Origin of the sequence: Pantoea sp. BR_17 (assembly GCF_041955125.1) — a bacterium.
Classification (GTDB): domain Bacteria; phylum Pseudomonadota; class Gammaproteobacteria; order Enterobacterales; family Enterobacteriaceae; genus Pantoea; species Pantoea stewartii.
Map to the genome: position 1 here is coordinate 97,297 of NZ_JAVAXT010000003.1, position 26,496 is coordinate 123,792.

Annotated in this window: 20 protein-coding genes and 4 pseudogenes; 15 read left to right on the forward strand and 9 right to left on the reverse strand. The window is 55.2% G+C overall.

The window, feature by feature from the left end; genetic code table 11:
• Positions 1 to 32 precede the first annotated feature (32 nt).
• The 3 genes and pseudogenes from RAC60_RS06565 to lrp form a co-directional block, all read right to left on the reverse strand.
• Positions 33 to 2,447: pseudogene (locus RAC60_RS06565) on the reverse strand (DNA translocase FtsK); the annotation flags it as partial.
• A gap of 534 nt (positions 2,448 to 2,981) precedes the next feature.
• A pseudogene (locus RAC60_RS06570) lies at positions 2,982 to 3,383 on the reverse strand (DNA translocase FtsK 4TM domain-containing protein); the annotation flags it as partial.
• A 229-nt stretch (positions 3,384 to 3,612) separates the two neighbouring features.
• The gene (lrp, locus tag RAC60_RS06575) at positions 3,613 to 4,107 is read right to left on the reverse strand and encodes a leucine-responsive transcriptional regulator Lrp (protein ID WP_006118610.1); all 495 of its coding nucleotides are present in this window, start codon (positions 4,105 to 4,107) and stop codon (positions 3,613 to 3,615) included.
• A 524-nt stretch (positions 4,108 to 4,631) separates the two neighbouring features.
• Between lrp and trxB the strand changes: the two genes are divergently transcribed.
• From trxB to infA, 5 genes are all read left to right on the forward strand, one after another.
• Positions 4,632 to 5,600, forward strand: coding sequence for a thioredoxin-disulfide reductase (gene trxB, locus RAC60_RS06580; RefSeq protein ID WP_033737645.1), 969 nt, complete (start codon positions 4,632 to 4,634; stop codon positions 5,598 to 5,600).
• Positions 5,601 to 5,735: 135 nt separating this feature from the next.
• On the forward strand, positions 5,736 to 7,502 hold the full coding sequence (cydD, locus tag RAC60_RS06585; RefSeq protein WP_058701031.1) for a cysteine/glutathione ABC transporter permease/ATP-binding protein CydD: 1,767 nt from the start codon (positions 5,736 to 5,738) through the stop codon (positions 7,500 to 7,502).
• A complete protein-coding gene (gene cydC, locus RAC60_RS06590; protein ID WP_375093058.1) occupies positions 7,502 to 9,232 on the forward strand; it encodes a cysteine/glutathione ABC transporter ATP-binding protein/permease CydC in 1,731 nt (576 codons plus the stop codon). Before cydD ends, cydC begins: the two co-directional genes overlap by 1 nt.
• Positions 9,233 to 9,265: 33 nt before the next feature.
• Positions 9,266 to 9,958: a leucyl/phenylalanyl-tRNA--protein transferase gene (gene aat, locus RAC60_RS06595; RefSeq protein WP_375093060.1), complete on the forward strand. Its 693-nt coding sequence runs from the start codon at positions 9,266 to 9,268 to the stop codon at positions 9,956 to 9,958.
• A gap of 344 nt (positions 9,959 to 10,302) precedes the next feature.
• Positions 10,303 to 10,521: a translation initiation factor IF-1 gene (gene infA / locus RAC60_RS06600; RefSeq protein ID WP_002211347.1), complete on the forward strand. Its 219-nt coding sequence runs from the start codon at positions 10,303 to 10,305 to the stop codon at positions 10,519 to 10,521.
• 89 nt (positions 10,522 to 10,610) lie between these two features.
• On the opposite strand, the gene clpA is transcribed toward infA, so the two are convergent.
• Both clpA and clpS read right to left on the reverse strand, forming a co-directional pair.
• Complete coding sequence (gene clpA / locus RAC60_RS06605) at positions 10,611 to 12,887, reverse strand: ATP-dependent Clp protease ATP-binding subunit ClpA (RefSeq protein ID WP_006118605.1); 2,277 nt, start codon at positions 12,885 to 12,887, stop codon at positions 10,611 to 10,613.
• Positions 12,888 to 12,940: 53 nt separating this feature from the next.
• Entirely contained in the window at positions 12,941 to 13,261 is a 321-nt protein-coding gene (clpS, locus tag RAC60_RS06610) for an ATP-dependent Clp protease adapter ClpS (protein WP_006118604.1), read from the reverse strand.
• A gap of 318 nt (positions 13,262 to 13,579) precedes the next feature.
• On the opposite strand from clpS, the gene cspD reads away from it, so the two are divergent.
• Complete coding sequence (gene cspD / locus RAC60_RS06615) at positions 13,580 to 13,804, forward strand: cold shock-like protein CspD (RefSeq protein WP_006118603.1); 225 nt, start codon at positions 13,580 to 13,582, stop codon at positions 13,802 to 13,804.
• A gap of 67 nt (positions 13,805 to 13,871) precedes the next feature.
• Here the strand turns inward: cspD and RAC60_RS06620 are convergent.
• Positions 13,872 to 15,528 (reverse strand): annotated as a pseudogene (locus RAC60_RS06620) (DUF2813 domain-containing protein).
• A 135-nt stretch (positions 15,529 to 15,663) separates the two neighbouring features.
• On the opposite strand from RAC60_RS06620, the gene RAC60_RS06625 reads away from it, so the two are divergent.
• From RAC60_RS06625 to ltaE, 3 genes and pseudogenes are all read left to right on the forward strand, one after another.
• Complete coding sequence (locus RAC60_RS06625) at positions 15,664 to 16,563, forward strand: lysine exporter LysO family protein (RefSeq protein WP_039341349.1); 900 nt, start codon at positions 15,664 to 15,666, stop codon at positions 16,561 to 16,563.
• A 123-nt stretch (positions 16,564 to 16,686) separates the two neighbouring features.
• Complete coding sequence (gene poxB, locus RAC60_RS06630) at positions 16,687 to 18,408, forward strand: ubiquinone-dependent pyruvate dehydrogenase (RefSeq protein ID WP_375093110.1); 1,722 nt, start codon at positions 16,687 to 16,689, stop codon at positions 18,406 to 18,408.
• A 62-nt stretch (positions 18,409 to 18,470) separates the two neighbouring features.
• A pseudogene (gene ltaE, locus RAC60_RS06635) lies at positions 18,471 to 19,469 on the forward strand (low-specificity L-threonine aldolase); the annotation flags it as partial.
• Positions 19,470 to 19,559: 90 nt separating this feature from the next.
• Here ltaE and RAC60_RS06640 read toward each other — a convergent pair.
• Positions 19,560 to 20,360 carry an N-acetylmuramoyl-L-alanine amidase gene (locus tag RAC60_RS06640; RefSeq protein ID WP_172912617.1) on the reverse strand — a complete coding sequence of 267 codons (801 nt, stop codon included), beginning with the start codon at positions 20,358 to 20,360 and terminating at the stop codon, positions 19,560 to 19,562.
• A 20-nt stretch (positions 20,361 to 20,380) separates the two neighbouring features.
• The gene (locus tag RAC60_RS06645; RefSeq protein ID WP_039341355.1) at positions 20,381 to 20,701 is read right to left on the reverse strand and encodes a heavy metal-binding domain-containing protein; all 321 of its coding nucleotides are present in this window, start codon (positions 20,699 to 20,701) and stop codon (positions 20,381 to 20,383) included.
• A gap of 105 nt (positions 20,702 to 20,806) precedes the next feature.
• Between RAC60_RS06645 and RAC60_RS06650 the strand changes: the two genes are divergently transcribed.
• The 6 genes from RAC60_RS06650 (at position 20,807) to RAC60_RS06675 (ending at position 25,283) form a co-directional block, all read left to right on the forward strand.
• Complete coding sequence (locus RAC60_RS06650; protein WP_289366422.1) at positions 20,807 to 21,346, forward strand: lipoprotein; 540 nt, start codon at positions 20,807 to 20,809, stop codon at positions 21,344 to 21,346.
• A 222-nt stretch (positions 21,347 to 21,568) separates the two neighbouring features.
• Positions 21,569 to 22,297: an arginine ABC transporter ATP-binding protein ArtP gene (gene artP / locus RAC60_RS06655; RefSeq protein WP_110267732.1), complete on the forward strand. Its 729-nt coding sequence runs from the start codon at positions 21,569 to 21,571 to the stop codon at positions 22,295 to 22,297.
• Between the two features lie 15 nt (positions 22,298 to 22,312).
• The gene (gene artJ, locus RAC60_RS06660) at positions 22,313 to 23,044 is read left to right on the forward strand and encodes an arginine ABC transporter substrate-binding protein (RefSeq protein ID WP_039341362.1); all 732 of its coding nucleotides are present in this window, start codon (positions 22,313 to 22,315) and stop codon (positions 23,042 to 23,044) included.
• Between the two features lie 6 nt (positions 23,045 to 23,050).
• Positions 23,051 to 23,767 carry an arginine ABC transporter permease ArtQ gene (artQ, locus tag RAC60_RS06665; RefSeq protein WP_033737656.1) on the forward strand — a complete coding sequence of 239 codons (717 nt, stop codon included), beginning with the start codon at positions 23,051 to 23,053 and terminating at the stop codon, positions 23,765 to 23,767.
• Positions 23,767 to 24,435: an arginine ABC transporter permease ArtM gene (gene artM, locus RAC60_RS06670; RefSeq protein ID WP_058707612.1), complete on the forward strand. Its 669-nt coding sequence runs from the start codon at positions 23,767 to 23,769 to the stop codon at positions 24,433 to 24,435. Before artQ ends, artM begins: the two co-directional genes overlap by 1 nt.
• A gap of 116 nt (positions 24,436 to 24,551) precedes the next feature.
• Positions 24,552 to 25,283: an arginine ABC transporter substrate-binding protein gene (locus RAC60_RS06675; protein ID WP_082999204.1), complete on the forward strand. Its 732-nt coding sequence runs from the start codon at positions 24,552 to 24,554 to the stop codon at positions 25,281 to 25,283.
• A 60-nt stretch (positions 25,284 to 25,343) separates the two neighbouring features.
• Here the strand turns inward: RAC60_RS06675 and rlmC are convergent, their stop codons facing one another.
• The gene (gene rlmC, locus RAC60_RS06680) at positions 25,344 to 26,489 is read right to left on the reverse strand and encodes a 23S rRNA (uracil(747)-C(5))-methyltransferase RlmC (protein WP_375093114.1); all 1,146 of its coding nucleotides are present in this window, start codon (positions 26,487 to 26,489) and stop codon (positions 25,344 to 25,346) included.
• Between the last annotated feature and the right edge of the window lie 7 nt (positions 26,490 to 26,496).

The window sequence follows — 26,496 nt, forward strand, 5'->3', positions numbered from 1 at the left end:
TGTTTTGTGTTTCAAAGCTTATCGTTCAGGCTTTACATATCATGGGGTGGTGGAGAGAGCACTTCACGGTTACCGTTGTGGCCCGGTGACGAGACGATGCCCTGTGCTTCCATCTGTTCAATGATGCGCGCAGCACGGTTATAACCGATACGGAACTGACGCTGTACGCCCGAAATCGAGGCGCGTCGCTTATCCACCACAAAGGCAACAGCCTGATCGAACAACGGATCGAGTTCTTCATCGCTGTCAATGCCGCCCCCGCCTTCACTTTCTTCGCCCGCCGTAATGCTTTCAATATATTGCGGACGCCCGCGCGCTTTCCAGTCCTGCACGACAGCATGTACTTCCTGATCGCGCACAAAGGCACCGTGAACACGCACCGGCATTGATGAGTTGGGCGGCATGTAAAGCATATCGCCCATCCCCAGTAACGATTCTGCACCGCCCTGATCAAGGATGGTTCGCGAGTCAATTTTACTTGAGACAGTAAACGCGATACGGGTAGGTATGTTGGCTTTGATGAGGCCGGTAATGACGTCAACTGACGGACGCTGGGTTGCCAGAACAAGGTGGATTCCAGCCGCGCGCGCTTTCTGTGCAAGACGTGCAATCAGTTCTTCCACTTTCTTACCGACAGCCATCATCAGATCGGCGAACTCATCCACCATCACCACGATGTAAGGCAGTTTTTCCAGCACTGGCGGCGTCATATCCATGCTGTCGCCTGGCTTCCAGAACGGATCGGGAATCGGCCGCCCCATTGCATCCGCCTGCGCCACTTTTTCGTTGTAGCCGGCCAGATTACGTACACCCAGCGCCGACATCAGCTTATAGCGACGCTCCATCTCACCGACACTCCAGCGCAGCGCGTTCGCCGCATCTTTCATATCGGTCACGACTTCGGTAAGCAGATGCGGAATGCCTTCGTAAACGGAAAGCTCGAGCATCTTGGGGTCAATCATAATAAAGCGCACATCTTCCGGCGTGGCTTTATACAGCATGCTGAGGATCATCGCATTCACGCCGACGGACTTACCGGAACCGGTTGTACCGGCTACCAGTAAGTGTGGCATTTTAGCCAGATCGGCAACGACCGGCTGGCCGGCAATATCTTTACCCAGCACCACAGACAGCGGCGAGGGGTTGTCACGGAATTTTGGACAATCCAGCACTTCACGCAGGTAAACGGTCTGGCGATGTCGGTTGGGTAATTCCAGTCCAACATAGGGTTTGCCAGGGATCACTTCAACCACACGCACTGCCGTAGTCGACAGGGAGCGGGCCAAATCGCGTGACAGGTTAGAGATACGCGCCGCTTTCACGCCCGGCGCGAGATCCAGTTCAAAACGGGTAATCACAGGTCCTGGCGAAATGCCCACCACCTCGGCCTTGACGCGGTAGTCACCCAGACGCGCTTCAACCAGTCTTGCTGTCTGCTCAAGGGCGAACATATCAACCGGTTCTTCCTCTTCCGGCGGCGCGGTCAGGAGATCGAGTGACGGTAAGGGTGTAGAAGGTTTTTCCAGTGGCTGCTCGTGACGCATCAGGAAGGGGTGAATCAGGCTGTCATGCACGGATGGCTTCGCCTCCGTGACCGGCTCCGGCTGCTGCGCAGGCGCGGCAAAGTGATCGGCCGCAAAGGTCTGGGCTGATTCTACACGCTGAGCCGCGGGCTGTTCTGGTGCCGCCTGAACGTGCTGCCAGGGCTCATGTTGTGGCGCGACCTCGCTGACGTCCGGCGATGCTGCAATGGTGAACAGCGGCTCGACAGGGCCATCGTCGACCAGGTCCTTCATTGGGGAGAAATCGAAGGCCGCTGACGTATCCAGATTGAAAACGGGTGCATTGTCTTCAGGCACCGTTTCATAGCGCTGTTGCTGTTGCTGTGCGAACTGACGCGCCAGCGAGGCCTGCTGCAATGCCAGCTCGTCGTCCTCGTGCGCGTCGTCCTGCTGCCAGCTTTCGCCATAGCGTTGCTGCTGCTCTGACTGGAACGCCTGACGCAACTCTGCCTGTTGCAGCGCATCCTGCTCCTCTGCTGACCAGTCAGTGAGTGACGCATCTTCTTTCGTAGGTTGTGATGACGGCAGTTCAGCACGTTTGGCTTTTTCTTCCGCCATACGCTGTGAAGGCAGTTTAATGCCGTACGAGGCCAGCTCACGTCGGGTAGGCAGTTTAACCGGATTAGGCCGCGGCAGCGCCGGACCAATCCCCTGTTTCACCTGTGGATTCGACACCGTTTCAGGGACAGGCTCAAACAGCGGTGAGGATGCTGACGATGCTGCGGTTGCCGCAGCACCGGCGACAGCAGCGCTGTTCAGCGAGGCTGCTGACGTGGCTTCACGCCAGTTACCCATTTTGGGTTCGTCATCCTCATAAGCGGTAAAGTGCGGGGCAGCCGCCGGTGCATCGTCCGGTAACTCAAAGCGGTAGCGCGGCGGTTCAGTGAGAGGCTTCTCCTGTGGCATCGGCTCGCGCGGTGCAGTGTGCGTCACCGGGGAAGGATGAGGCGATGCCGCAACAGGCGAAACAGGTTCAGGCGTCGCTGCAACCTGTTCAGGCTCAGGTGAAGCTGATGGCGCACTGACAGGCGTTGCCGCCATTGTTGCGGCAGCAGGCTGCGCAGGTGCTGTGGCAGTAGCCTGAGCGCTTGCCGTCGGTGTCGTGGTCGCAGATACTTCGGCTGTGGCCGCAACAGCGGCGCGGGTGGCGGTGGCGGCCCTGGCTAACAGTGGATCATGCGCATCCAGATCGGGCTGCGCCTTACGCGGCGCGGTTAGCAATACGTCATCGTCGTCGTCCGTCTGAGCATGAAGGACGGGTGCGCTCTCGTGATAATCGTCTGCTTCGTCCTCTTCATGCCAGGGTTCATCATGACGTGAGCGGTTGCTGGCGAATGTCAGCACGCCCATGACCACGCCACCGATTCTTTCCGCAATGGTTAACCATGACCAGCCCGTATATAGCGTGATCCCTGCGGCCCAGATGCAGAGCAAAGTCAGTGTGCCACCTGCCGGACTGAACCAGGGTGAAATGGCATTACTGACGAGGCTGCCAATGACGCCTCCGGAAGCGAAATACCAGATGTCGTCCGCGTTGAGCGCGGCCATCCCACAGGTGGTGACGACCAGGGCCAGGACACCGATTAAGCGTAAACCAATGGCAAAGTAGTCCACATAATCCTGGTTATCCCGCTGGCGAAACGCTATCCAGCACAGCCCCAGTATGACCGGCGGAATGGCATAGGCCATCACACCAAAGATGAAAAGCAACGTATCAGCCAGCCATGCGCCGACTGTGCCACCCATGTTATGGATAGGTTCATGCCAGGCCGTTTGCGACCAGCTCGGATCGGAAGGATTAAAGCTGACCAGGGAAACCATCAGGTAGATGGCGAACAATGCCACCAAAATAAGTAACGCTTCCAGCAGACGGCGTCCGCTGCTCAGCGACTGTAACGAAACGTCTTTATCTTCTGTGTATTCCTGGCTCAAGAGATCTCTCCAGGTGCCTGTAAAGTAAGAAACAACAGCGTCGGGCTCACCCGACGCTGGTCCTGTATGTATTCACAGGAGTGTACCGAAATTTCCCAGGCTTTGCACCTGCCACGCATCAGCGCGTTTTGATCACCAGACGATTGCTCTGTTTGACCTCTTCCATCACCACATAAGTACGCGTGTCGTTTACGCCTGGCAGGCGCAGCAAGGTTTCACCCAGCAGCTTGCGGTAAGCGGACATATCAGGCACGCGCGTTTTAAGCAGGTAGTCGAAATCACCAGAAACCAGGTGACACTCTTGAGTTTCCTCAAGTTTTTGCACAGCGGCGTTAAATTGCTCAAACACATCAGGTGCGCCACGATTCAGAGTAATCTCAACAAATACCAGTAATGAAGCATCCAGGTAGTGAGGGTTGAGTTGCGCAGTATAGCCAAGGATGAATCCCTGGCGTTCAAGACGGCGTACACGCTCAAGACAAGGTGTAGGAGATAATCCTACACGTTTGGAAAGTTCCACGTTTGAGATGCGACCGTCTTTCTGCAATTCATTGAGAATGTTTCTGTCGATCCTGTCGAGATCCTTACCGGGGCGTTTCTTATTATCTACCATTATTATTGTCTCTCTTCATTCCTTCCCTTTACCTGCCATCCCCTGAAAACGGTCATTGTTCGGGGCATTTTTGAAGTGAAATAACGGCGTCTGAGCGCATTCGTACCTATTTGTATGACGCATGCTGTCTGTCCACCGCATGCGTCATGACCAATATCAGACGATAAAATTCGTTCGGTACTCTGCCCAAAACCCGGCGGCAACACCCGTTTTGTTCAGACTAAGTTATTCGCTTCTCACACTGTTTTCGCAAATGCGCAGGCGATTGTCAAAGTAAAATGTCTAAATTCAGGACAAGATGCCAGACACTTCGCTGGGTCACTGTTTTTAAATGAGTATTTTCGTGCGATGGTGGTCTGTAAACTGAATTTTTGCCCCCTTTTGGCACAGGAAGCAGGCGAAAAAGCCATTCATCGTCTACGCCGTTTGCAGCAATCGCTAACAAAAGTGCGCAAGTGTTGTCATTGCTACGGCATATTCCCTACAATCGCAGGTTATGTCAGGTGAATAAAACTGAGGAACGCATGAGTACGGCTAAACACAGTAAGTTGCTCATTTTGGGCTCTGGTCCGGCAGGTTATACCGCGGCCGTCTATGCTGCACGCGCCAATTTGAATCCAGTACTGATTACCGGGCTGGAAAAAGGCGGTCAGCTGACCACCACGACGGAAGTGGAAAACTGGCCGGGCGACCCGCATGATCTGACAGGTCCCTCGCTGATGGAACGTATGCATGAGCATGCCGAGAAATTTAACACGGAAATTATTTTCGATCATATTCATACGGTCGATCTGCAGAACCGTCCCTTCCGTCTGACCGGTGACAGTGGCGAATATACTGCCGATGCGCTGATTATTGCCACGGGTGCATCAGCACGCTATCTGGGCTTACCGTCGGAAGACGCTTTTAAAGGCAAAGGCGTTTCGGCCTGTGCGACCTGTGATGGTTTCTTCTACCGCAACCAAAAAGTCGCCGTTATCGGTGGCGGAAATACCGCGGTTGAAGAAGCACTTTATCTGGCGAATATCGCCTCTGAAGTGCATTTAATTCACCGCCGCGACAGCTTCCGCGCAGAGAAAATCCTTATTGACCGCCTGATGGAAAAAGTCAGCAACGGCAATATCGTGTTGCATACACACAGAACGCTGGAAGAAGTGGTCGGCGATCAGATGGGCGTGACGGGGCTGACGCTACGTTCAACGCTGAATACCGAAGAGACCGAAACGCTGGACGTTGCCGGCCTGTTTGTTGCTATCGGACACAGCCCGAATACGGCGATTTTCGATGGTCAGCTGGCGCTGGAAAACGGCTACATCAAGGTACAGTCCGGCCTGCATGGTAATGCCACGCAAACCAGTATCCCTGGCGTGTTTGCCGCGGGTGACGTCATGGACCATATCTACCGTCAGGCCATTACCTCTGCCGGTACCGGTTGTATGGCTGCGTTAGATGCAGAGCGTTATCTTGACGGATTGGTTAAGAACGATAAGTAAGTTGTTAATAACCTGATCTTAATTGTTTGAGGCGACTGTTTTTCAGTCGCCTTTTTTATTATCACCATGCTAAATTCAGGCGCCGGGTGTGAGGACCAGCCTCATTTCATTTGTCTTTGCCACATTGGGTTTCGCATGAATAAATCGCGTCAGCAGCATCTTACTCGTTGGCTTCGTCAACAGTGTCATCATGCTGGCCCCTGGTTGCGCGTTACGTCGTTGCTGGGCTGCGCTGGCGCGCTTCTGATTATCATACAGGCATGGCTTTTAGCGTCGCTACTGCAGGCGCTGATTATTGACAGGCATTCTCCAGCCTCCCTTTTGTCCTCATTTTCACTTCTGATCCTGTGCTTTGTTCTGCGCGCCGCGCTGAATTATGCCCGGGAGCAGGCTGGATTTCGTGCCGGGCAGGCCATCCGTCAGGCTTTGCGTAAACAGGTGCTGGATCGTCTGGCAGCGTTGGGTCCGGCCTGGATACAGGGCAAGCCCGCCGGCAGCTGGGCAACGTTACTGCTTGAGCAAACCGAGGATATGCAGGCCTATTACGCGCGTTATTTGCCGCAGATGACGCTGGCGGCGGTCATTCCCTGTTGCATATTGCTCACCCTGTTTCCGTTAAACTGGGCGGCAGGTCTGATCTTGTTCGCGACCGCGCCGTTGATCCCGCTTTTTATGGCCCTGGTCGGCATGGGCGCGGCCGAGGCTAATCGCCGTAACTTTGTGGCGCTCGCACGCCTGAGTGGCAACTTTCTGGATCGCTTGCGTGGCCGGGAAACCCTGCGTCTGTTTCATCGGGCAGACGCCGAAAAACAGGCGATTGCTGACGCCACGACGGATTTCCGTCAACGGACGATGGAGGTTCTGCGTCTGGCCTTTCTTTCTTCGTCAGTACTGGAATTTTTTGCGTCGCTGTCCATCGCCGTTGTCGCCGTTTATTTTGGCTTTTCCTATTTGGGCGAACTGCACTTTGGTGATTATGGCCGCGGCGTGACGCTGTTTGCCGGCTTCCTGGTACTGATTCTGGCCCCGGAATTTTTTCAGCCTCTGCGCGATCTGGGCACGTTCTACCATGCTAAAGCGCAGGCAATCGGCGGTGCCGATGCGCTTGAACGCTTTATGCAGGAAACGCCAGAGGCCGAAAACACATCCGCCAGCGACGCCTTTAGCGCAACGGCGCCAGTAGAGCTGGTGGCAGAAAATCTGACGGTGCACGCGCCCAATGGCCATCGGCTCTGCGGCCCGCTCACCTTCACCCTGCGCGCAGGCACACGCGTCGCGCTGGTGGGCAAAAGCGGTGCAGGCAAAACCGCACTGTTAAATGCCCTGCTGGGCTTTTTACCCTATCAGGGATCGCTGAAAGTTAACGGCATTGAACTTCACCGTATCGCACGCCATGACTGGCATCGGCATCTTGCCTGGGTCGGCCAGAATCCCCAGCTACCCGCCGCAACGTTACGGGACAATATCATCATGGATGCGCCGCATGATCCCGCACGGCTAAGTGCTTTAACCGCATCATGTGGGATCGATGAATTTCTTTCCCGACTGCCTGCCGGACTGGATACCGAACCGGGGGATGCCAGTCATCACTTATCGGTCGGTCAGGCACAGCGCATTGCCGTAGCCCGCGCGCTGTATAAACCCGCCCAGTTATTGTTACTGGATGAGCCCGCTGCCAGCCTGGACAGTCAAAGTGAACATCATGTGATGCAGGCATTAAATCAGGCGGCCACGCGCCAGACGACACTGATGATCACCCACCAAATTGATCTGCTTCAGACATGGGATGCGATCTGGGTAATGCAGGCCGGTCAGATCGTGCAGCAGGGCGACTGGCAGACGCTGACTGCGTCCGGTCCGTTCAGTGATTTATTACAACACCGGCAACAGGAGATTTTCTGATGACGGCTCTGCGTCCCTTTCTGCGGCTATGGCTGCGTCATCCCTTCCGCCTGACGTCAGGGATCGTGCTGGCGATTGTCACGCTGTTAGCCAGTATCGGCTTGCTTACGTTGTCGGGCTGGTTTCTGGCCGCCTCTTCTGTAGCCGGTGTGGCTGGTCTGTACAGTTTCAACTATATGCTTCCCGCCGCTGGCGTGCGCGGCGCAGCGATTACCCGTACCGCCGCCCGGTATTTTGAGCGGTTAGTAAGTCACGACGCAACGTTTCGGGTTTTACAGCATCTGCGTGTCTTCACGTTTAGCCGCCTGATTGCGCTTTCTCCCGGCCAGCTCGCGCTCTTTCGTCAGGCCGATCTGCTTAATCGTTTTGTTGGTGATGTGGATACGCTGGATCATCTCTATTTGCGGGTCCTCTCGCCGCTGCTGGGCACGTTTATCGTTATCGTCGTGGTAACAGCCGGCCTCAGCCTGATTGATCTGCACCTGGCGCTGGTGCTGGGCGGCATTCTGCTTACGCTGCTCTGCCTTTTTCCCCCGCTGTTCTACCGTCTGGGCGCGCCCACCGGCATCGCGATTGCCCGGCAGCGATCGCGCTGGCGAGAGCAGTTAATGCACTGGCTGGCGGGACAGGCAGAACTGACACTGTATGATAACGCTGCCCGCTGGCGGGCCAGGCTGGACGAAGATGAGCAGCAGTGGCAGGACGCACAACGTCAGCAGGAGCGTTTACAGGCGCTGGCGCAAAGTCTGCTGCTGTTATGCAGTGGCCTCACTGTTACTGCCCTGCTCTGGCTGAGCGCAACAAGCATTGCGCAGCAGCAACTGCCCGGACCGCTCATTGCCCTGGTGGTGTTTTGTGCCCTGGCAGCTTTTGAAGCACTGGCGCCGATCGCGAGCGCCTTTTTGCCCCTGTCTCAGGTAATCACGGCAGCACAACGCGTCAATGACGTTATCGATCAGTCGCCTGCCATCCTCTTTCCATCCACAAGCACGGTTCCCGCCGGTGCGCTGCAACTCAGGATTGACGCGCTGGATTTCCGTTATCCGGGACGACCAGAAAAGGTGTTGGATCAGTTTTCACTGACGATGAAAGCCGGTGAACGTATTGCCCTTCTCGGCCCCACAGGCTGCGGCAAGTCCACCTTGCTTGGGCTGCTCACCCGCGCCTGGGAGGCGCAACAGGGCGAAATCGTATTGAACAGCGTACCGCTTGCGGACTGGGATGAAGCCCAACTTCGTCAGCGCATCAGCGTAGTCACCCAGCGCGTCCATGTGTTTAGTCAGACGCTACGGGACAATTTGTTGCTGGCCTGCCCCACCGCCAGTGATGCAATGCTTGAAAATGCACTGGTGCAAACCGGGCTTCAGGGCCTGCTGGAAAATGAAGAAGGGCTTAATGCCTGGCTGGGTGAAGGCGGCCGTCCGCTGTCGGGTGGAGAGCTACGCCGCCTGGCCATCGCCCGGGCGATGTTACACAACGGCGACTTATGGCTTCTGGACGAGCCGACTGAAGGGCTTGATGCCACCACCGAGCAGCAGATTCTCGCCCTCCTGCAACAGATCACCACGGGTAAAACGGTCATTATGGTAACGCATCGTCTGCGCGGCCTGGCGCAAATGGACCGAATTTGCCTTATGGACAGCGGTAAGATCGTCGAGCAGGGAAATCATTCTGAATTAGTCGCAAAAGGTGGACGTTACTGGCGTTTCCAGCAGCGCTTTGCGCTATAGTGCTGAGCAAACGCTGAGGGGTACATTACCGCGATGAGACTGGTTCAACTGTCACAAGAGTCGTTGCGCTTTCCGCCACCGGAAACCGCGCTGCGCGAGCCGAACGGCCTGCTGGCGATGGGCGGCGATCTCTCCCCTGCACGCCTGCTGAGTGCCTATCAGCAGGGTATTTTTCCCTGGTTCTCGCCCGGCGATCCGATTTTGTGGTGGTCACCCGATCCGCGAGCGGTGTTATTCCCGACGCAGTTCCATCTCAGTCGCAGTATGAAGCGGTTTCATCAGCAGTCACCTTATCGGGTGACGATGAATGAGGCCTTTGGCGATGTCGTTGACGGCTGTGCCCTGGGCCGCGAAGAAGGTACATGGATTACGTTTGAAGTGAAACGCGCCTGGCAGAAGCTTTATGAACTGGGCCACGCGCATTCGATTGAAGTCTGGCGCGATCAAACCCTTGCAGGTGGCATGTACGGTCTGGCGTTGGGACAAATCTTTTGCGGCGAATCGATGTTCAGCCTGCAACCCAATGCGTCAAAAACAGCCTTACTGGTATTCTGTCAGCATTTTATTAAGCACGGGGGCCAGTTAGTGGATTGTCAGATACTTAACCCCCATACCGCTTCGCTGGGAGCGGTTGAGATTGCACGCGATCATTATCTTGAGCAGGTAAAAGACCTGGCATCCCTGGCCGTTGACAGCGGCTGCTGGCGTAATCAAACCCTTTTTTAAAAGTTGCGTAGATGTTTTGCACACATAAAGTCGGTTAAGTGATATAATAGCCAGGTTTGGTATGTCGTCCGCGCTTGGTTTTCAAGCCGGAATTGCCAGGCTGGGAATCTCATCGCACTCTCGGAACTGTTTCAATCGTGCGCGTGTTACCGGTTGATTCAGATTCTTAGCCCGCTAATCCCCCGCAGACGTCACATAAACACCCGAATTTAACCGACATGCTCGCGTTGACACGCGAAGCACGGCGATGCGTTGGCTTTATTGCCGACGGTTCTTTACATAACTTGTTGAATTGGGCATTATCTTGCCGATTCAACTGAAAGGTAGTACACCCAGAGGATTCGATGGCCAAAGAAGACAATATTGAAATGCAAGGTACCGTACTGGATACGTTACCTAACACCATGTTCCGCGTAGAACTTGAGAACGGACACGTGGTTACCGCTCATATCTCCGGTAAAATGCGTAAAAACTACATCCGCATCCTGACGGGCGACAAAGTGACTGTCGAGCTGACCCCGTACGACCTGAGCAAAGGCCGCATTGTCTTCCGTAGTCGCTGAGTTGCGTTGATGCTGCTGCCTGCGTGCGCGCAGGCGGACAAAAAAAGGCCGGATTTTATCCGGCCTTTTCTCGTTCTGTGAAACGGTGCTTAGTGCACCGTCCCTTCCGTTTTGCGTTTTTGCGCGCTGAGGAAGTGATAGGTCAGTTGCCCCTTCTCTTTATCCAGCGCAACGGAAACCGATCCCCCGTCGACCAGAGAACCAAACAGCAGTTCGTTCGCCAGCGGTTTCTTCAGGCTTTCCTGCACGGTACGTGCCATTGGACGGGCACCCATCGCTTTGTCATAGCCCTTCTCTGCCAGCCAGTCACGCGCTTCGTCACTGACTTCCAGCGAAACGCCTTTCGCATCCAGCTGCGCCTGCAGTTCAACAATAAACTTGTCGACCACCTGGTGAATGACGTCCGTTGACAGGTGGCTGAACCAGATAATGTTGTCCAGACGGTTACGGAATTCAGGCGTAAAGATTTTCTTAATCTCTTCCATTGCATCCGTACTGTTGTCCTGATGAATCAGGCCAATAGATTTACGCTCAGTTTCACGCACGCCGGCGTTGGTGGTCATCACCAGCACCACGTTACGGAAGTCCGCTTTGCGACCGTTGTTATCAGTCAGCATGCCGTTGTCCATGACCTGCAACAACAGGTTGAACACGTCCGGATGCGCTTTCTCAATTTCATCCAGCAGCACAACGGCGTGAGGATGTTTGATCACCGCATCGGTCAGCAAACCGCCCTGATCGAAACCGACATAGCCGGGAGGCGCACCAATCAGACGGCTGACGGTGTGACGTTCCATATATTCGGACATGTCGAAGCGCAGCAGTTCGATGCCCAGCGCTTTAGCTAACTGGACGGTCACTTCGGTTTTACCCACACCGGTAGGACCGGCAAACAGGAACGACCCTACCGGCTTGCGATCCTGACCCAGACCTGCGCGGCTCATCTTGATGGCTTCAGTCAATGCCTCAATGGCATTATCCTGACCGAAGACCAGCATTTTCAGACGGTCGCCCAGATTTTTCAGCGTATCGCGATCGGTTGCTGACACACTTTGCTCCGGAATACGGGCAATACGCGCCACCACCGTTTCAATGTCCGCCACATTCACCGTTTTCTTACGTTTGCTGGCAGGCATCAGTCGCGCACGGGCACCGGCTTCATCAATGACATCGATAGCCTTATCCGGCAAATGACGATCGTTGATGTATTTCACCGCCAGCTCCACCGCCGCGCGCACGGCTTTCGCGGTGTAACGTACATCATGGTGCGCTTCGTATTTGGTTTTCAGACCATTAAGAATCTGCACCGTCTCTTCAACAGAGGGCTCGGTAATGTCAATTTTCTGGAAACGACGCGCCAGGGCACGATCTTTCTCAAAAATATTGCTGAATTCCTGATACGTGGTTGATCCCATTACGCGGATTTTGCCACTGGAGAGCAGCGGCTTAATCAGGTTAGCGGCATCCACCTGTCCACCCGATGCGGCGCCCGCACCGATAATAGTGTGAATTTCATCAATAAACAGGATGCTGGAGTTATCTTGCTCAAGCTGTTTCAGCAACGCTTTAAAACGTTTCTCAAAATCACCACGGTACTTGGTGCCCGCCAGCAGCGAACCAATGTCCAGCGAGTAAATGGTGCAGTCCTTCATCACCTCTGGCACGTCGCCCTGAACGATTCGCCAGGCTAATCCTTCCGCAATCGCGGTTTTACCGACGCCCGACTCACCCACCAGCAGGGGGTTATTTTTACGGCGACGACACAGAACCTGAATCGTACGTTCCAGCTCTTTGTCGCGGCCAATCAGCGGATCAATGCCGCCAACGCGAGCAAGCTGATTAAGATTGGTGGTGAAGTTTTCCATACGTTCCTCCCCGCCTGCTTGCTCTTCGTTAACCGGATTTTCAGCACCAGGTGCCTGGCCCGGTTCGTCTTTGCGCGTACCGTGAGAGATGAAGTTCACCACATCGAGGCGGCTGACTTCGTGTTTGCGCAGCAGATACGCTGCCTGGGATTCTTGTTCGCTGAAGATGGCGACCAAAACATTCGCGCCATTGACTTCGCTGCGTCCGGATGACTGAACGTGGAACACGGCGCGTTGCAACACGCGCTGGAAGCTGAGCGTCGGTTGCGTATCGCGCTCCTCTTCACTGGCGGGCAGCACAGGCGTGGTTTGTTCAATGAAGGCTTCAAGCTCCTGCCGCAGAGCCACAATGTCCACCGTACAGGCTTCCAGTGCCTCTCTTGCCGACGGGTTACTGAGCAATGCCAGTAACAAATGCTCGACGGTCATAAACTCATGACGGTGCTCACGCGCTCTGGCGAAAGCCATGTTTAAACTGAGTTCCAGTTCTTGATTGAGCATTAGGCACCTCCTCCAGTTAATCGCTCTGACCTGCTTCCTGTATGGAGAGAGGCTCAGGCTTTTTCAAGCGTACACAGCAACGGATGATGATTGTCCCGCGCGTAATTGTTCACCTGTGCCGCTTTCGTCTCAGCGACTTCTGCGGTAAATACACCACAGATGGCTTTACCGTGGTAGTGAACTTTCAGCATCAGTTGCGTTGCACGTTCAATATCATAAGAAAAGAACTTTTGCAGAACGTCAATAACAAATTCCATAGGTGTATAATCGTCATTATTCAGAATGACTTTATACATCGAAGGTGGCTTTAACTCTTCGCGTACTTTACCTTCGGCTAAGTGTTCGAAATTTAGCCAGTCTTTAGTGTTTGCCATAGTGTTCCGTTGTGAGTCAGTACGTCATCATCAAACCCGGTGTCATCTGTAGAGTTTAACACGTGTGTCAAGTGCACTGCCGCTAATGAATCGGTCAGCCAAAAATTCGTTACGCGACCTGTATCACAAAATTTCAAATAGCGTTAACTACCTCAAATTTTAATGATTTTCTCCCCACCTGGCCCGGTGGTTTGCTTGACGATCGCGGCGATTTTTCTACATTCTAGCTTCACAAGCTGATTGAGTTTTAATCAAACCCGACTCACAGCTTACGTCACCTCACCTACTTATAAAATGTCTTGCGAGGGAAGTAAAAGCATGGAGACAGGTACCGTTAAATGGTTCAATAACGCCAAAGGTTTCGGCTTTATCTGTCCAATCGGGGGCGGCGAAGATATCTTCGCACACTACTCAACAATACAGATGGATGGTTACAGGACGTTAAAAGCGGGCCAGCAGGTCCATTTTGACGTTCATCAAGGCCCGAAGGGCAACCATGCCAGTCTTATTGTACCCGTAGAAGCGCAGCAGGCCGTGGCCTGACATCCCCAACGTTGGACCGCTCCGTCAAAAATGCCAGCCTGATGCGCTGGCATTTTTACTTTATGCCTTAACCCGCCTTCCCCTGCGCCAGTTGGATGACGCGAACAAACATCTCTTGCAGACAGGTCGGAACAGACGCGGTTCCGCGTTCTGCGGCCGCCATAGCGACCGTGATGGCCAGTTCCGGTTTTGATGCGCGATGAATCGCTTTGGTAATAATACGCCTGGAATTAACAGGCACGTTTAACGGCAGATGCGCTGCCGCATGGTAAACCTCGCTAAAGCCGTTGTTGTAGAGGAACTGTTCCATATCGGCCGCCGGAAGCTGGGTCAGATGATGCTTTTCATTATCATGCGGCTGAAGCTGGCTGCGCGCCGTGGCGGCATATTTTTTCCCTGCCATGTCGCCATCCGTCAGGACATGCCAGGCGATGCCCATGCGTCGGGCAAATTTCAGCAACGGTTTCAGACCTGACTGCGCATATTCAATGACTTTTATCCCTTCTGCCGCGAAGTGATAACCGCATTGTCGTGCCATCTGATTGATAATCCAGACTTCGGTTTCACCTTCCACCAGCAACCAGCAACCAGCAACGGGCAAACAACGCTGAGGGGCGGTTAACACGAATATGAAAGCCGATGCGACGGCTGTCTTCTGCACTCAATCCTTCAGGCCCGATGCGCCACGCCGCCACGCGCGTGGGTTCGCGTACCAGTCGACACACATCCTCTACCGCCACCTGCGACAATAACTCGCCCGAGTTGGTCGTGGCAATCTTCTGCAACGGCAGCAGCGCAAGCAAGTTCCAGGCCACCGAAAGCATGATGGGGTGCAGTCGTGTTTCCGGATCTTCAATTAACAACAGCGGTCGCGCACCCGGGAGCAACGGCTCATTGCCCCTTGCCTGCATCAGTAAGCTAAACATCCGCAGCAAAATCAGCTGACGGCTGCGCACATCGGTCGCAGCAATCAGATGATTAAGCTGATCCAGCGAACGCCAGCCCTCAACGCCATCCCGTGACTGTGGATCGACGCGGAACGCCTGGCTCCCGTGATCCGGATGCTGCACCAGAAAATAGTGCTCCATCAGCTGCTGTAGCGTTTGCACGCCCTGACGCAGGACCGCATCGCTCAACTGTTGGGGATGACGGTCCAGATCGCGCGTCAGGTTATCCAGCTCCTGCGTCAGCTGATTTAATGTCGTCAGACGTTCATCCACCCGGCTGGCAACGGGACGCAGGCGGCGGCTAAAACGCGCATCGCGCAGGCGTAATACCGGATTCATACGCAGAAGAACATCGATCGCCTCAGCCGTTCCCGCTTCTGGCAACACCTGGCCCTCGCTGTCGATAAAGCGTCGCGAGGATCGAATCTGGCCAGCGTGTCGTCTGGCCTGGATGCTGTAACGCAGATAGCGTTGTCCGGGTATCGCGCCTCGCCAGAAAGGCGCAAGTGGTCCGCTGGTTTCTGCCTCATCCTCACGAAAATGAAAAACCACAGACAGGCGATGCACCTGGTCGTCCCTGTCACCTGGCGTAAAATGAAAATCGTCAGACGTAAAAACATACTCGCGCGTGTGCGGTGACAGCAGCAGACTCAGTGCATCCAGCAGACTGGATTTCCCCCAGGCATTTTCGCCGATCAACAGGTTAATGCGCGTTAACGGAAGAGAAAGCTGATTAATGCCGCGAAATCCCCGGATATCGATATGTTCCAGATTCATAGCGCTTTATCCTCTGAGCTGACCGAAGAAGGGAACGCGTTGCTCTGGCGGTCAGGTGACTTTACCGTCAGGGTTTACTCCCCTGTGCTTTTTCGTTAGCGTAGCGTCAATTTTAACATGGACGATCTTTTCATTATGTATTCAGGACTGTTACTGATTCTACTCCCGCTCTTCGCTGGCTGGCTGTTACCCGTCCGGCAGGCCAGGTTTCTTAAGGCGGTAAATCGTCTGCTGGGCTGGATGGTCTATGTCATTCTGTTTTTTATGGGCATCAGCCTGGCTTTTCTGGACAACCTTAGCAGCAATCTGATCACCGTTTTTTATACGGCATCCGTCGCTGCGGGCTGTATTTTACTGTGCAACCTGCTGGCATTGCGCTGGCTGGAACAGCGGATGCCCTGGCAACATCATCATAAACAGCAAAAACTGCCGTCACGTTTACATATGGCGCTGGAATCGCTGACGTTGTGCGGCGTCGTAGTCCTCGGCTTTGCGCTGGGCCTTACGCAATGGCCCTGGCTGCACCATGCATCCGCAGCCAGTGAATATGCCTTGATCTTCCTGCTCTTGCTGGTCGGTATTCAACTGCGCGGCAGCGGCATGACGCTGCGTCAGATTATCCTGAATCGCCGGGGGATGACGGTTGCCTGTGTCGTCCTGCTGAGTGGCTTACTGGGCGGCATTATAGCGGCGCTGATACTGGGGCTCCCCCTTAAAACCGGCCTGGCACTCGCCAGTGGCTTTGGCTGGTATTCCCTTTCCGGCATTCTGATGACAGAAGCCTTTGGGCCAGTGATCGGCAGTGCCGCGTTTTTTAATGACCTGCTGCGAGAGCTTATCGCCATTATGCTGATTCCCGCGCTGATCGCCCGCCACCGCAGCAGCGCGCTGGGCTTGTGCGGCGCGACGTCAATGGATTTTACCCTGCCCGTTTTACAACGTGCAGGCGGTACCGATATTGTGCCGGCGGCGATCGTGCATGGATTTATTATGAGCCTGGCCGCGCCCGTGCTTATTGCGCTGTTCTCAGCCTGAGCGCGAAATTCAACTTTTGATGCAATTTTTTACGGTAGAGTTGAATGACTCTCGTCTACGCTTCTTGGTAGCTGTTTAATTCTGCCCTCCCCGGGATGGCAACGAATGACCAAGGAGATGAAGATGAAACAAACCGTCGCGGCGCTGGTGGCCAAAACGCTGGAAAACGCCGGTGTAAAACGTATTTGGGGCGTCACAGGTGACTCGTTAAACGGACTCACTGACAGTCTGAACAAAATGGGCACCATTGAGTGGATGCCTACCCGCCATGAAGAAGTGGCAGCTTTTGCTGCGGGTGCGGAAGCGCATGCCAGTGGCACGCTTGCGGTCTGCGCGGGTTCCTGTGGGCCAGGTAACCTGCATCTGATTAACGGGCTGTTCGACTGCCACCGCAATCGCGTTCCGGTACTGGCCATTGCCGCCCACATCCCCTCCAGTGAGATCGGCAGCGGTTACTTCCAGGAAACGCATCCACAAGAGTTGTTTCGCGAGTGCAGTCACTATTGCGAACTGGTCTCCAATCCCGAGCAGTTGCCCCAGGTATTGGGCATTGCCATGCGCAAAGCGATTCTGAACCGTGGGGTTTCCGTGGTGGTGCTGCCGGGCGATGTGGCGCTGCAACCCGCTCCCGATGCTGCGCGTGCAGAGTGGTATCCACCGCAGCTACCCGTCGTGTTGCCGTCTGCCGATGAACTGGCGACCCTGACACAAACACTGAATGACGCCCGCAATATTACGCTGATGTGCGGCAGCGGCTGTGCCGGTGCGCATCAGGAAGTGGTGCAACTGGCGGCAACGCTGAAAGCCCCTGTTGTGCATGCGTTGCGCGGCAAAGAGCATATCGAATATGACAACCCGTACGATGTGGGCATGACCGGGCTAATCGGTTTCTCCTCGGGTTATCATGCCATGATGAATGCGGATACGCTGGTGCTGTTAGGTACTCAGTTCCCCTATCGCGCCTTCTATCCTGAGAAAGCCAACATCATTCAAATCGATATTAATCCCGGCAGTCTGGGATCGCACTGTCATGTCGACCAGGCGTACGTCGGTGATGTCAAAACGACGCTGCGCGCGTTGCTGCCGAAGCTGCAGGTGAAAACCGATCAGCATCATCTCGACAGTGCGCTGAAACACTACGCGGAAGCGCGTAAGGATTTGGATGCGCTGGCCACCGCGAACGACAGGCAGCCCATTCACCCGCAGTATCTGGCTCAGCAAATCAGTGAACTGGCTGACGAAGATGCTATTTTTACCTGCGATGTGGGCACGCCGACCGTGTGGGCGGCGCGTTATCTGAAGATGAACGGCAAACGTCGCCTGCTCGGATCGTTTAATCACGGTTCGATGGCGAACGCCATGCCACAGGCGATGGGTGCACAGTCGCTTAACCGGGAACGTCAGGTCGTGGCGCTCTGTGGCGATGGTGGATTCAGCATGCTGATGGGTGATTTTCTGACCGTCGCACAGCTGAAATTGCCTGTCAAACTGGTCATTTTTAACAACAGTTCGCTGGGGTTTGTCGCCATGGAAATGAAAGCGGGCGGCTACCTGACTGACGGGACGGATCTGCATAATCCTGACTTTGCGGCCATTGCCGGGGCCTGCGGCGTGAAAGGTATTCGGGTTGAAAAAGCGTCAGAACTCAATGGCGCACTGGAACAGGCCTTTGCCCATGACGGCCCGGTGCTGGTGGATGTCATCACCGCGAAGGAAGAGCTGGCTATGCCGCCGGAGATCAAGCTGGAACAGGCCAAAGGATTCAGCCTCTATATGCTCCGTGCCATCATCAATGGGCGGGGTGACGAAGTGCTGGAGCTGGCAAAAACCAACTGGCTACGGTAAAACAGAGTGCTCTTGCGGGCGGGTTCTCTGCCCGCCTGTTTTCCGCAGACCAGGAGCGCCCGATGATCGATTTACGCAGTGATACCGTCACCCGTCCCGGCAGCGCGATGTTACAGGCGATGATGGCCGCTGAAACCGGTGATGACGTCTATCGCGATGATCCCACCGTCAATGCACTGGAAGCCGAAGCCGCACGTCTGAGTGGTAAAGCGGCAGCGCTGTTTTTCCCTACCGGCACGCAGGCGAACCTGGTGGCCCTGCTCAGCCACTGCGAACGCGGCGAAGAGTATATTGTGGGCCAGCAGGCGCACAATTATAAATATGAAGCCGGCGGCGCGGCGGTGATGGGCAGTATCCAGCCCCAACCCATTCTCGCAGCAGCAGACGGCAGTTTGCCGCTGGATGTCGTGGCAGACGTTATTAAACCCGACGACATCCATTTTGCCCGCACCCGGCTGCTGAGCCTGGAAAATACCCATCATGGTAAAGTGTTACCCGCTGCCTACCTGGAGCAGGCCTGGCATTTTACCCGAGCACATAAACTGGCGCTGCATATCGACGGTGCTCGCATTTTCAATGCGGTCGTCGCACAGCAAACCACGCTGGAAAACATTGCCCGCTATTGCGATACCTTGACCATTTGTCTGTCGAAGGGCCTGGGCGCGCCGGTAGGCTCGCTACTTTGCGGCGAGGCAGCCTATATCGAACGTGCACGCCGCTGGCGCAAAATGGCCGGCGGAGGCATGCGCCAGGCCGGTATTCTGGCGGCGGCGGGCCTCTATGCGCTGCAACACAACGTTACGCGTTTGCAAACGGACCACGACAACGCCGCCTGGCTGGGACAGGAACTGCGAAAGATGGGGATTGACGTCGCTGAGCAGCAGACGAATATGCTGTTCGTGCGCATCCCGGTCGATCAGGTTACGGCGCTGGGCCAGTGGATGCATGCGCACAACGTCCTGATGAGTGTGGGCCCGGTAACACGGATTGTGACCCATCTGGATGCTGAGCGTCCCGCGCTTGAAACGGTGCTCGGCCACTGGCGGGCCTTCCTGGCACAGCACCGTCCTGATGCGGCATCGGATGCGGTGAACCTGCCCGCCTCGCCTTACGCAGGCCGCTGAACTCGCCACAGCGCCGTGATCGAGGGATTATTGCGCTGTGCCGTATTTCTCCAGCAGGGCCTGCGCTATCGCCAGGGTTTCGGCATCCGCGAAGCCCTGAATGTTTGCAGAACGAAAATGCATCTGAAAGGCGGCAATCAGTTTCTGTTGCTCGTCCGCGCTCATTCCTTCCGTTACCTGATAACCATAACGCTGCAAGCACTCCAGCAGGGTTACGGCTGGCACAGCGGCGTAACGATCGCGTCCGGCCAGATAAAACGCCACGCGTTGTGGATCGGGCCACGCGCCAATGCCCTCAGCGGCCAGTTGCTGCCAGGGAAACAGCGGGCCGGGATCCTGCTTACGCTGCGGCGCGATATCGCTGTGGCCCACAATATTTTCCGGTGCGATGCCATAGCGCTGCGTTATATCGCGTACCAGCGCCGCCAGGGTGCGAATCTGCGCAGGGGGAAACGGTTGCCACGTCACTCCGGCCGGCGTCCGGCGATAGCCGTTGTTCACCAGTTCGATGCCCACCGAGGTGTCGTTAATACGGGTTGCGCCGCGCCAGAAGCTGGCGCCGGCATGCCAGGCCAGATCCTGCTCCGGTACCAGTTGCCAGATAATGCCTTTACCGTTGCGCTGCGGTGGCTGGCGGGGAATAAGATAATGCACGCTGACGTCACGGTCAGTCAGCGTAGCCAGCGAGGAGGAGAAATCCTCAGCGGTATAGTGAATCACCACCACCTTCACGCGCGGACGCGCGCCCTGTGCGGGATGGCGCAAATCAACCCAGTAGCCCGATCGTGATTCAATGCCTGAGTGGCAACCCGCCAGCAGCAGCGCCATCAGACAGCACAGGAGGCGTTTCAACGAATAACAACCGCCGTGCCGCTGACGCTAACCATCAGCATGCTGCTGTCTTTCCCTACGGTTTCATAGTCAATATCAATGCCCACCACCGCGTTCGCCCCTAGCGCTCTGGCCTGCTCTTCCAGCTCTTTAAACGCGATCTCGCGCGCTTTACGCAGTTCTTTCTCATAAGCGCCCGAGCGGCCGCCCACAATATCGCGAATCCCGGCGAAAAAATCGCGGAATATATTGGCCCCCAGAATCGCTTCACCGGTGACTACGCCGCAGTATTCCGTGATGCTGTGTCCTTCCAGCGTCGGGGTTGTTGACAATTTCATCGTACTCTCCTGTTACCGAAACGGGTCAAAGGCTCTTTCACCTAAAAGCAGGGCTATACTCTATGTTAAAAAAGCACCTTGCCAGAGAACAATAAGGAAATCGAGATGAGAAACAAAGGTTTTGCGCTTTTGCTCCCGGCTGCGCTGCTGCTGAGTGCCTGTACGACGGTCGAGCCGGTAATAAAGGATAATGGCCCGCGCATGGCCCCCTGCGTGGAAGGTAGCCCGGACACCGTCGCCCAGCGTTTTTACGACATGCGTATCGAGCATCCTTCATCCGGCCTGCCTGATACCGCGACGCTGGCACAGTATCGCCCTTACCTGAGCGATGAACTTTATCAGGCGCTGCTGCAAGCCAGCCAACGTCCGGATGCGGCGACGTGGCGCAACGGCGATCTCTTCTCCAGCCTGGCTCAGGGGCCGACCGGGGTTGACGTTGCCGATGCTTCCACGATTCCTAACCGGGATGCCCGTAACATTCCCCTGCGCGTGAAAATGAGCCGCGGTGACAAACAGTGGCAGGACGAAGTGCTGATGATTCATCAGGGCAGTTGCTGGGTCGTCGATGATGTCCGCTATGTGGCAGATGTCCCGCATCCTGGCGGAGGATCGCTTAGCCAGCTGCTTGAAAAAACAAAGAAATAAACGCTTTTTGACATCAGCAGATAAAAACGCCGGCGGCCAGGCCGTGCGTTTTTATCCCGCGCCACCTCCGGTTCCCCGTCTTCTCACCGCCTTGTCTCGCGATATCTTGTGCTAATCTTTTGTGTGTTTACCGCTTATTCGTAAATTTTAAGCCACCTTAATTGCATAACTATTTTGGTGACGTTAAAATCCGCAAAACTAATAGCTATTCAAAATTGGCGCATGAGTATTCAACTAAACGCGATTAATTGTTTCTACGGTGCTCACCAGGCGCTGTTTGACATTAACCTGGAATGTCCGCAGGGCGAAACGCTGGTGCTGCTTGGCCCAAGCGGCGCAGGAAAAAGTTCGCTGTTGCGCGTGCTGAATCTGCTTGAGCGCCCACGCTCAGGCCAGTTGCACATTGCAGGTAATGATTTCGACTTCAGCAAAACCCCTTCAGAGGCCGCGATACGCGAGCTTCGTCAAAATGTCGGAATGGTCTTCCAGCAATATAATCTCTGGCCGCACCTGACGGTGCTGCAAAACCTGATGGAAGCCCCCTGCCGTGTACTGGGCCTGAGCAAGGCCGACGCACGCGCCAGAGCCGACAAGCTCCTCGATCGTCTGCGCCTGACCAGCTATAGCGACCGTTTCCCCCTGCACCTTTCTGGCGGGCAACAGCAACGCGTAGCCATTGCCCGTGCGCTGATGATGGAGCCGCAGGTGCTGTTATTTGATGAACCCACTGCCGCGCTCGACCCTGAAATCACCGCCCAGATCGTCAGTATTATCCGCGAGCTGGCTCAGACGCAGATTACACAGGTTATCGTGACGCACGAAGTGGACGTGGCCCGTAAAACGGCCAGCCGTGTAGTTTATATGGAAAACGGGCATATCGTGGAACAGGGTGATGCCAGCCGCTTTACACAGCCGCAAACCGAGGCGTTTGCACATTATCTTTCGCACTAAGTCAGGATGCTAAAAATGAAAAAAGTCGTACTTGCTGCACTGCTTGCCGGATTGAGTTTAAGCGCCTCCGCCGCTGAAACTATTCGTATTGCCACTGAGGCCTCCTATCCTCCGTTTGAATTTGTCGATGCCAACAATAAAATTCAGGGCTTCGACGTCGATCTGGCGAATGCGCTGTGTAAAGAGATGGATGCAACCTGCACCTTTACCAACCAGTCTTTTGACAGCCTGATCCCAAGCCTGAAATTCCGCCGTTTCGACGCCGTTATGGCCGGTATGGACATTACGCCTGAGCGCGAAAAGCAGGTGCTGTTCAGCAAGCCTTACTACGATAACTCCGCAATTTTCGTGGCGCAGAAAGGCAAAGTGGCCAGTGTTGATGCGCTGAAAGGTAAACGTGTAGGCGTGCAAAACGGCACCACACATCAGAAATACCTGGCCGACAAACACAGTGACATCACCGTTGTCCCTTATGACAGCTATCAGAATGCCGTGCTTGACCTGAAAAATGGCCGTATTGATGCGGTCTTTGGCGACAGCGCCGTGGTAAACGAGTGGCTGAAACAAAACGCGAATCTGGCCCCGGTGGGTGAGAAAGTCACGGATAAAGCCTACTTTGGCACCGGCCTGGGCATCGCCGTTCGTCAGGGCAATACCGAGCTGCAAAGCAAGTTCAACACCGCGCTTGATAAAATCAAGGCCAATGGTACTTACAAAACCATCTACAACAAATGGTTTCAGCAGTAATCTCTGATGAATGAAATAATTCCGCTTGCAAGCGCCGCCGGCATGACCGTCGGCCTTGCTGTTTGTGCCCTCATCGCTGGCCTTGTGCTGGCGATGATTTTTGCTGGCTGGGAGTCAATGCGGCTGCGTCCGCTCGCCTGGGCAGGCACCGCACTGGTCACCCTGATTCGCGGCCTGCCAGAGATTCTGGTGGTGCTGTTTATCTACTTTGGTGCCTCGCAACTGCTCCTGACGCTGTCTGACGGTTTTACGCTACATTTCGGTCTGTTCAGCGTACCGGTTAAGATGCAGATCGAAAATTTTGATGTCAGCCCGTTCCTGTGTGGCGTGATTGCACTGGCTATGCTTTACGCCGCCTATGCGTCACAAACGCTGCGTGGTGCGTTAAAAGCCGTGCCGGTCGGTCAATGGGAATCGGGCCAGGCGCTGGGCATGAGGAGGTCGGCGATCTTTTTCCGCCTCATCATGCCGCAGATGTGGCGTCATGCGCTGCCCGGTCTGGGTAACCAGTGGCTGGTCTTGCTGAAGGACACTGCGCTGGTGTCGCTTATCAGCGTTAACGACCTGATGTTGCAAACCAAAAGCATCGCTACGCGTACGCAGGAACCCTTTACCTGGTTCCTGATTGCGGCGGCCATTTACCTGGTGATTACGCTGTTTAGCCAGGCAGTGCTGCGTCGTATTGAACACCGTACGACCCGTTTTGAACGGGGGAACAGCTGATGCTGCAATATTTACCCGAACTGTTGAAAGGGCTTCATACCAGCCTGACACTGACTGCGGCATCGCTGGTGGTCGCGCTGTGTCTGTCGCTGATGTTTACCATCGCACTGACCCTGAAAACACCGCTGTTTTCGCCCCTGATTAAAGGATTTATCACCCTGTTTACGGGCACCCCGCTGCTGGTGCAGATTTTCCTGATCTACTACGGGCCCGGTCAGTTTCCCAGCCTGCAAAAACTGCCGTGGCTGTGGCATCTGCTGTCACAACCCTGGTTGTGTGCCATGCTGGCGTTGTCGCTGAACAGTGCTGCCTATACCACGCAGCTGTTTTACGGTGCGGTGCGGGCAATACCTGCCGGTCAGTGGCAGTCCTGCGAGGCGCTGGGCATGACGCCCAGACAAAGCCTGCGCATTTTGCTGCCTTATGCATTTAAGCGTGCACTCTCCTCTTACTCCAATGAAGTCGTGTTGGTCTTTAAGGGCACCTCGCTGGCGTTTACGATTACGCTGATGGAAGTCATGGGACACGGTCAGTTACTGTATGGCCGGACCTACGATGTCACGGTTTATGCGGCTGCGGGATTGATTTACCTGTGCGTTAACGGCCTGCTTACCCTTCTGATGCGCCTGATCGAAAAACGCGCTCTGGCCTTTGAGCGTCGCGACTAATCTTCAGGCAGGGAAACCTGCCTGAGTAATTTCCAGTCACATTTATTGCATAAAAATTCATTATCTGGCATCTTACTGCCCTGTATGTTATGTGACTGATGGCCAGGGAGCCTGTAATGAAAAAATGGATGATTGCTGCAGTACTGGTAAGCCTGGCGGTAAGCGCGCAGGCCGCTGAGAAAATTCGTTTCGCCACCTCTGCTACCTATCCCCCTTTTGAATCGCTGAACAGCGACAACCAGATTGTCGGCTTTGATATTGATCTGGCAAAGGCCCTTTGCCAGCAGATGAAAGCGGAATGCTCGTTTACCAATACGGCATTTGACAGCCTGATCCCCTCGCTGAAGTTTCGCCGATATGATGCCGTCATTGCCGGCATGGACATCACGGCCGAGCGCAGCAAACAGGTCGATTTCACCCAGCCTTATTATGCCAACTCGGCGATTGTGATTGCCCCGAAAGGCACATTCAGCGCGATAAGTGACCTGAACGGTAAACGTGTAGGCGTCGAAAACGGCACCACGCACCAGAAATACCTACAGGACAAACATCCGGACATCAAAGTGGTGGCTTATGACAGCTATCAGAATGCCATTCTGGATATGAAAAGCGGCCGTCTTGACGGCGTGTTTGGCGACAGCGCGGTGGTCAATCAGTGGTTAAAAACCAACAGCGATCTGGCCAGTGTGGGTGAGCATGTGACGGACGCCGATTATTTTGGGACCGGCTTAGGCATTGCGGTACGCAAAGGTAACGACGGCCTGCGTGAGAAACTTAATCAGGCACTGGCGGCACTTAAAGCCAACGGCACCTGGCAGAAAATCAACCAGCAATGGTTTCCTGAATAAGGTTTATGGGCCAGCCGCGTACTCTGCTGACCGGTTCTGCACTGTCCTCAGTTCAGCAGCTTACCTGGCTGGCCCGCCCTGACGTTGATGCGTCAACAGCGTCAGCACCTCATAATGCGCGGTGTGCGGGAACATATCAAACAGCTGGACCTGCGTTACCCTGTAGTCACTGAGCCGGGCGATATCCTGCGCCATGGTCTGTGCATTACAGCTTGAATAAAGTACATAATCCGGTGCCATCGCACGGAGATACTCACACAACTCACGGCCAATCCCCCGACGCGGTGGATTGACCAGCACCAGCTGCGGCACCGCTTCGCGTCCCAATGCAAACGCGGTGGAATCCAGCGCGGCAAAACTGACATTATCCAGGCCCAGCATATCGGCAGAGCGTTCTGCACAGCGAATCGCTTCGGCGCTGATTTCAATCCCGGTAAGCTGCAGGGACGGCGACGCGCAATGCAGGCCAAATCCGCCCACCCCGCAGAACAGATCCCACATGCTGGTTACCGGGAGCGCACGGACCCAGTCGCGCGCCGTGGCATACAGCGCACTGGCGACCTGAGGATTGGTCTGGAAAAAACTCTGAGGGCGGATCCACAAGGGCACCCCATTGAACGTTTCTGCCAGCGACTGGGTCGGCGTTAACGGAATCTCCTCCTCCCCTTCCAGAATGGCCATATGAACCGGCTGGATATTAGCGGAGATCACCGTCAGTTGCGGCAGCTGTTGCTGAAGCCAGGGCAGCGCAGCTCGCAGTTGTGTCAGCTTCGTGTGCGAGCGCAGAACAAAGCGCAGCATCATGCCGCCCTGCGTGCTTTCCGTCAGCAGCAAATACTTCAGCTCACCGCGCTGGCGTTCAATGTTGTACGGCGTTAACCCCGCGCGCGCGATAAACGGTTTTAAGGTTGCCAGCACTGGTGAAAAACGGTCAGGGTAAAGCGGACAGTCCGACAGATCGACGGCCTCGCCGTTGCGCTGCACGATGCCAAAAACAGGCCGCTCTACACTTCCACTGACCACCATCTTCGCTTTATTACGAAACCCTTCCTGGGCCGAGGCGACCGGCGGCAGCCAGGTTGCAACCGGAACATCAGCCAGCAGTTGGGCCAGCAGAGACTGTTTTTCATCAAGCTGCTGTGAATAGGGTTTTTCGAGCCACTGGCATGAGCGGCAGCGGTTAGCGTCATAGAGCGCGCATTGCATGGTAAAG

Bases quoted from the DNA above. Each gene is read 5' to 3' on its own strand.
- lrp (WP_006118610.1), bottom strand. From the start codon at position 4,107: ATGGTAGATAATAAGAAACGCCCCGGTAAGGATCTCGACAGGATCGAC.
- trxB (WP_033737645.1), top strand. From the start codon at position 4,632: ATGAGTACGGCTAAACACAGTAAGTTGCTCATTTTGGGCTCTGGTCCG.
- cydD (WP_058701031.1), top strand. From the start codon at position 5,736: ATGAATAAATCGCGTCAGCAGCATCTTACTCGTTGGCTTCGTCAACAG.
- cydC (WP_375093058.1), top strand. From the start codon at position 7,502: ATGACGGCTCTGCGTCCCTTTCTGCGGCTATGGCTGCGTCATCCCTTC.
- aat (WP_375093060.1), top strand. From the start codon at position 9,266: ATGAGACTGGTTCAACTGTCACAAGAGTCGTTGCGCTTTCCGCCACCG.
- infA (WP_002211347.1), top strand. From the start codon at position 10,303: ATGGCCAAAGAAGACAATATTGAAATGCAAGGTACCGTACTGGATACG.
- clpA (WP_006118605.1), bottom strand. From the start codon at position 12,887: ATGCTCAATCAAGAACTGGAACTCAGTTTAAACATGGCTTTCGCCAGA.
- clpS (WP_006118604.1), bottom strand. From the start codon at position 13,261: ATGGCAAACACTAAAGACTGGCTAAATTTCGAACACTTAGCCGAAGGT.
- cspD (WP_006118603.1), top strand. From the start codon at position 13,580: ATGGAGACAGGTACCGTTAAATGGTTCAATAACGCCAAAGGTTTCGGC.
- RAC60_RS06625 (WP_039341349.1), top strand. From the start codon at position 15,664: ATGTATTCAGGACTGTTACTGATTCTACTCCCGCTCTTCGCTGGCTGG.
- poxB (WP_375093110.1), top strand. From the start codon at position 16,687: ATGAAACAAACCGTCGCGGCGCTGGTGGCCAAAACGCTGGAAAACGCC.
- RAC60_RS06640 (WP_172912617.1), bottom strand. From the start codon at position 20,360: ATGGCGCTGCTGCTGGCGGGTTGCCACTCAGGCATTGAATCACGATCG.
- RAC60_RS06645 (WP_039341355.1), bottom strand. From the start codon at position 20,701: ATGAAATTGTCAACAACCCCGACGCTGGAAGGACACAGCATCACGGAA.
- RAC60_RS06650 (WP_289366422.1), top strand. From the start codon at position 20,807: ATGAGAAACAAAGGTTTTGCGCTTTTGCTCCCGGCTGCGCTGCTGCTG.
- artP (WP_110267732.1), top strand. From the start codon at position 21,569: ATGAGTATTCAACTAAACGCGATTAATTGTTTCTACGGTGCTCACCAG.
- artJ (WP_039341362.1), top strand. From the start codon at position 22,313: ATGAAAAAAGTCGTACTTGCTGCACTGCTTGCCGGATTGAGTTTAAGC.
- artQ (WP_033737656.1), top strand. From the start codon at position 23,051: ATGAATGAAATAATTCCGCTTGCAAGCGCCGCCGGCATGACCGTCGGC.
- artM (WP_058707612.1), top strand. From the start codon at position 23,767: ATGCTGCAATATTTACCCGAACTGTTGAAAGGGCTTCATACCAGCCTG.
- RAC60_RS06675 (WP_082999204.1), top strand. From the start codon at position 24,552: ATGAAAAAATGGATGATTGCTGCAGTACTGGTAAGCCTGGCGGTAAGC.
- rlmC (WP_375093114.1), bottom strand. From the start codon at position 26,489: ATGCAATGCGCGCTCTATGACGCTAACCGCTGCCGCTCATGCCAGTGG.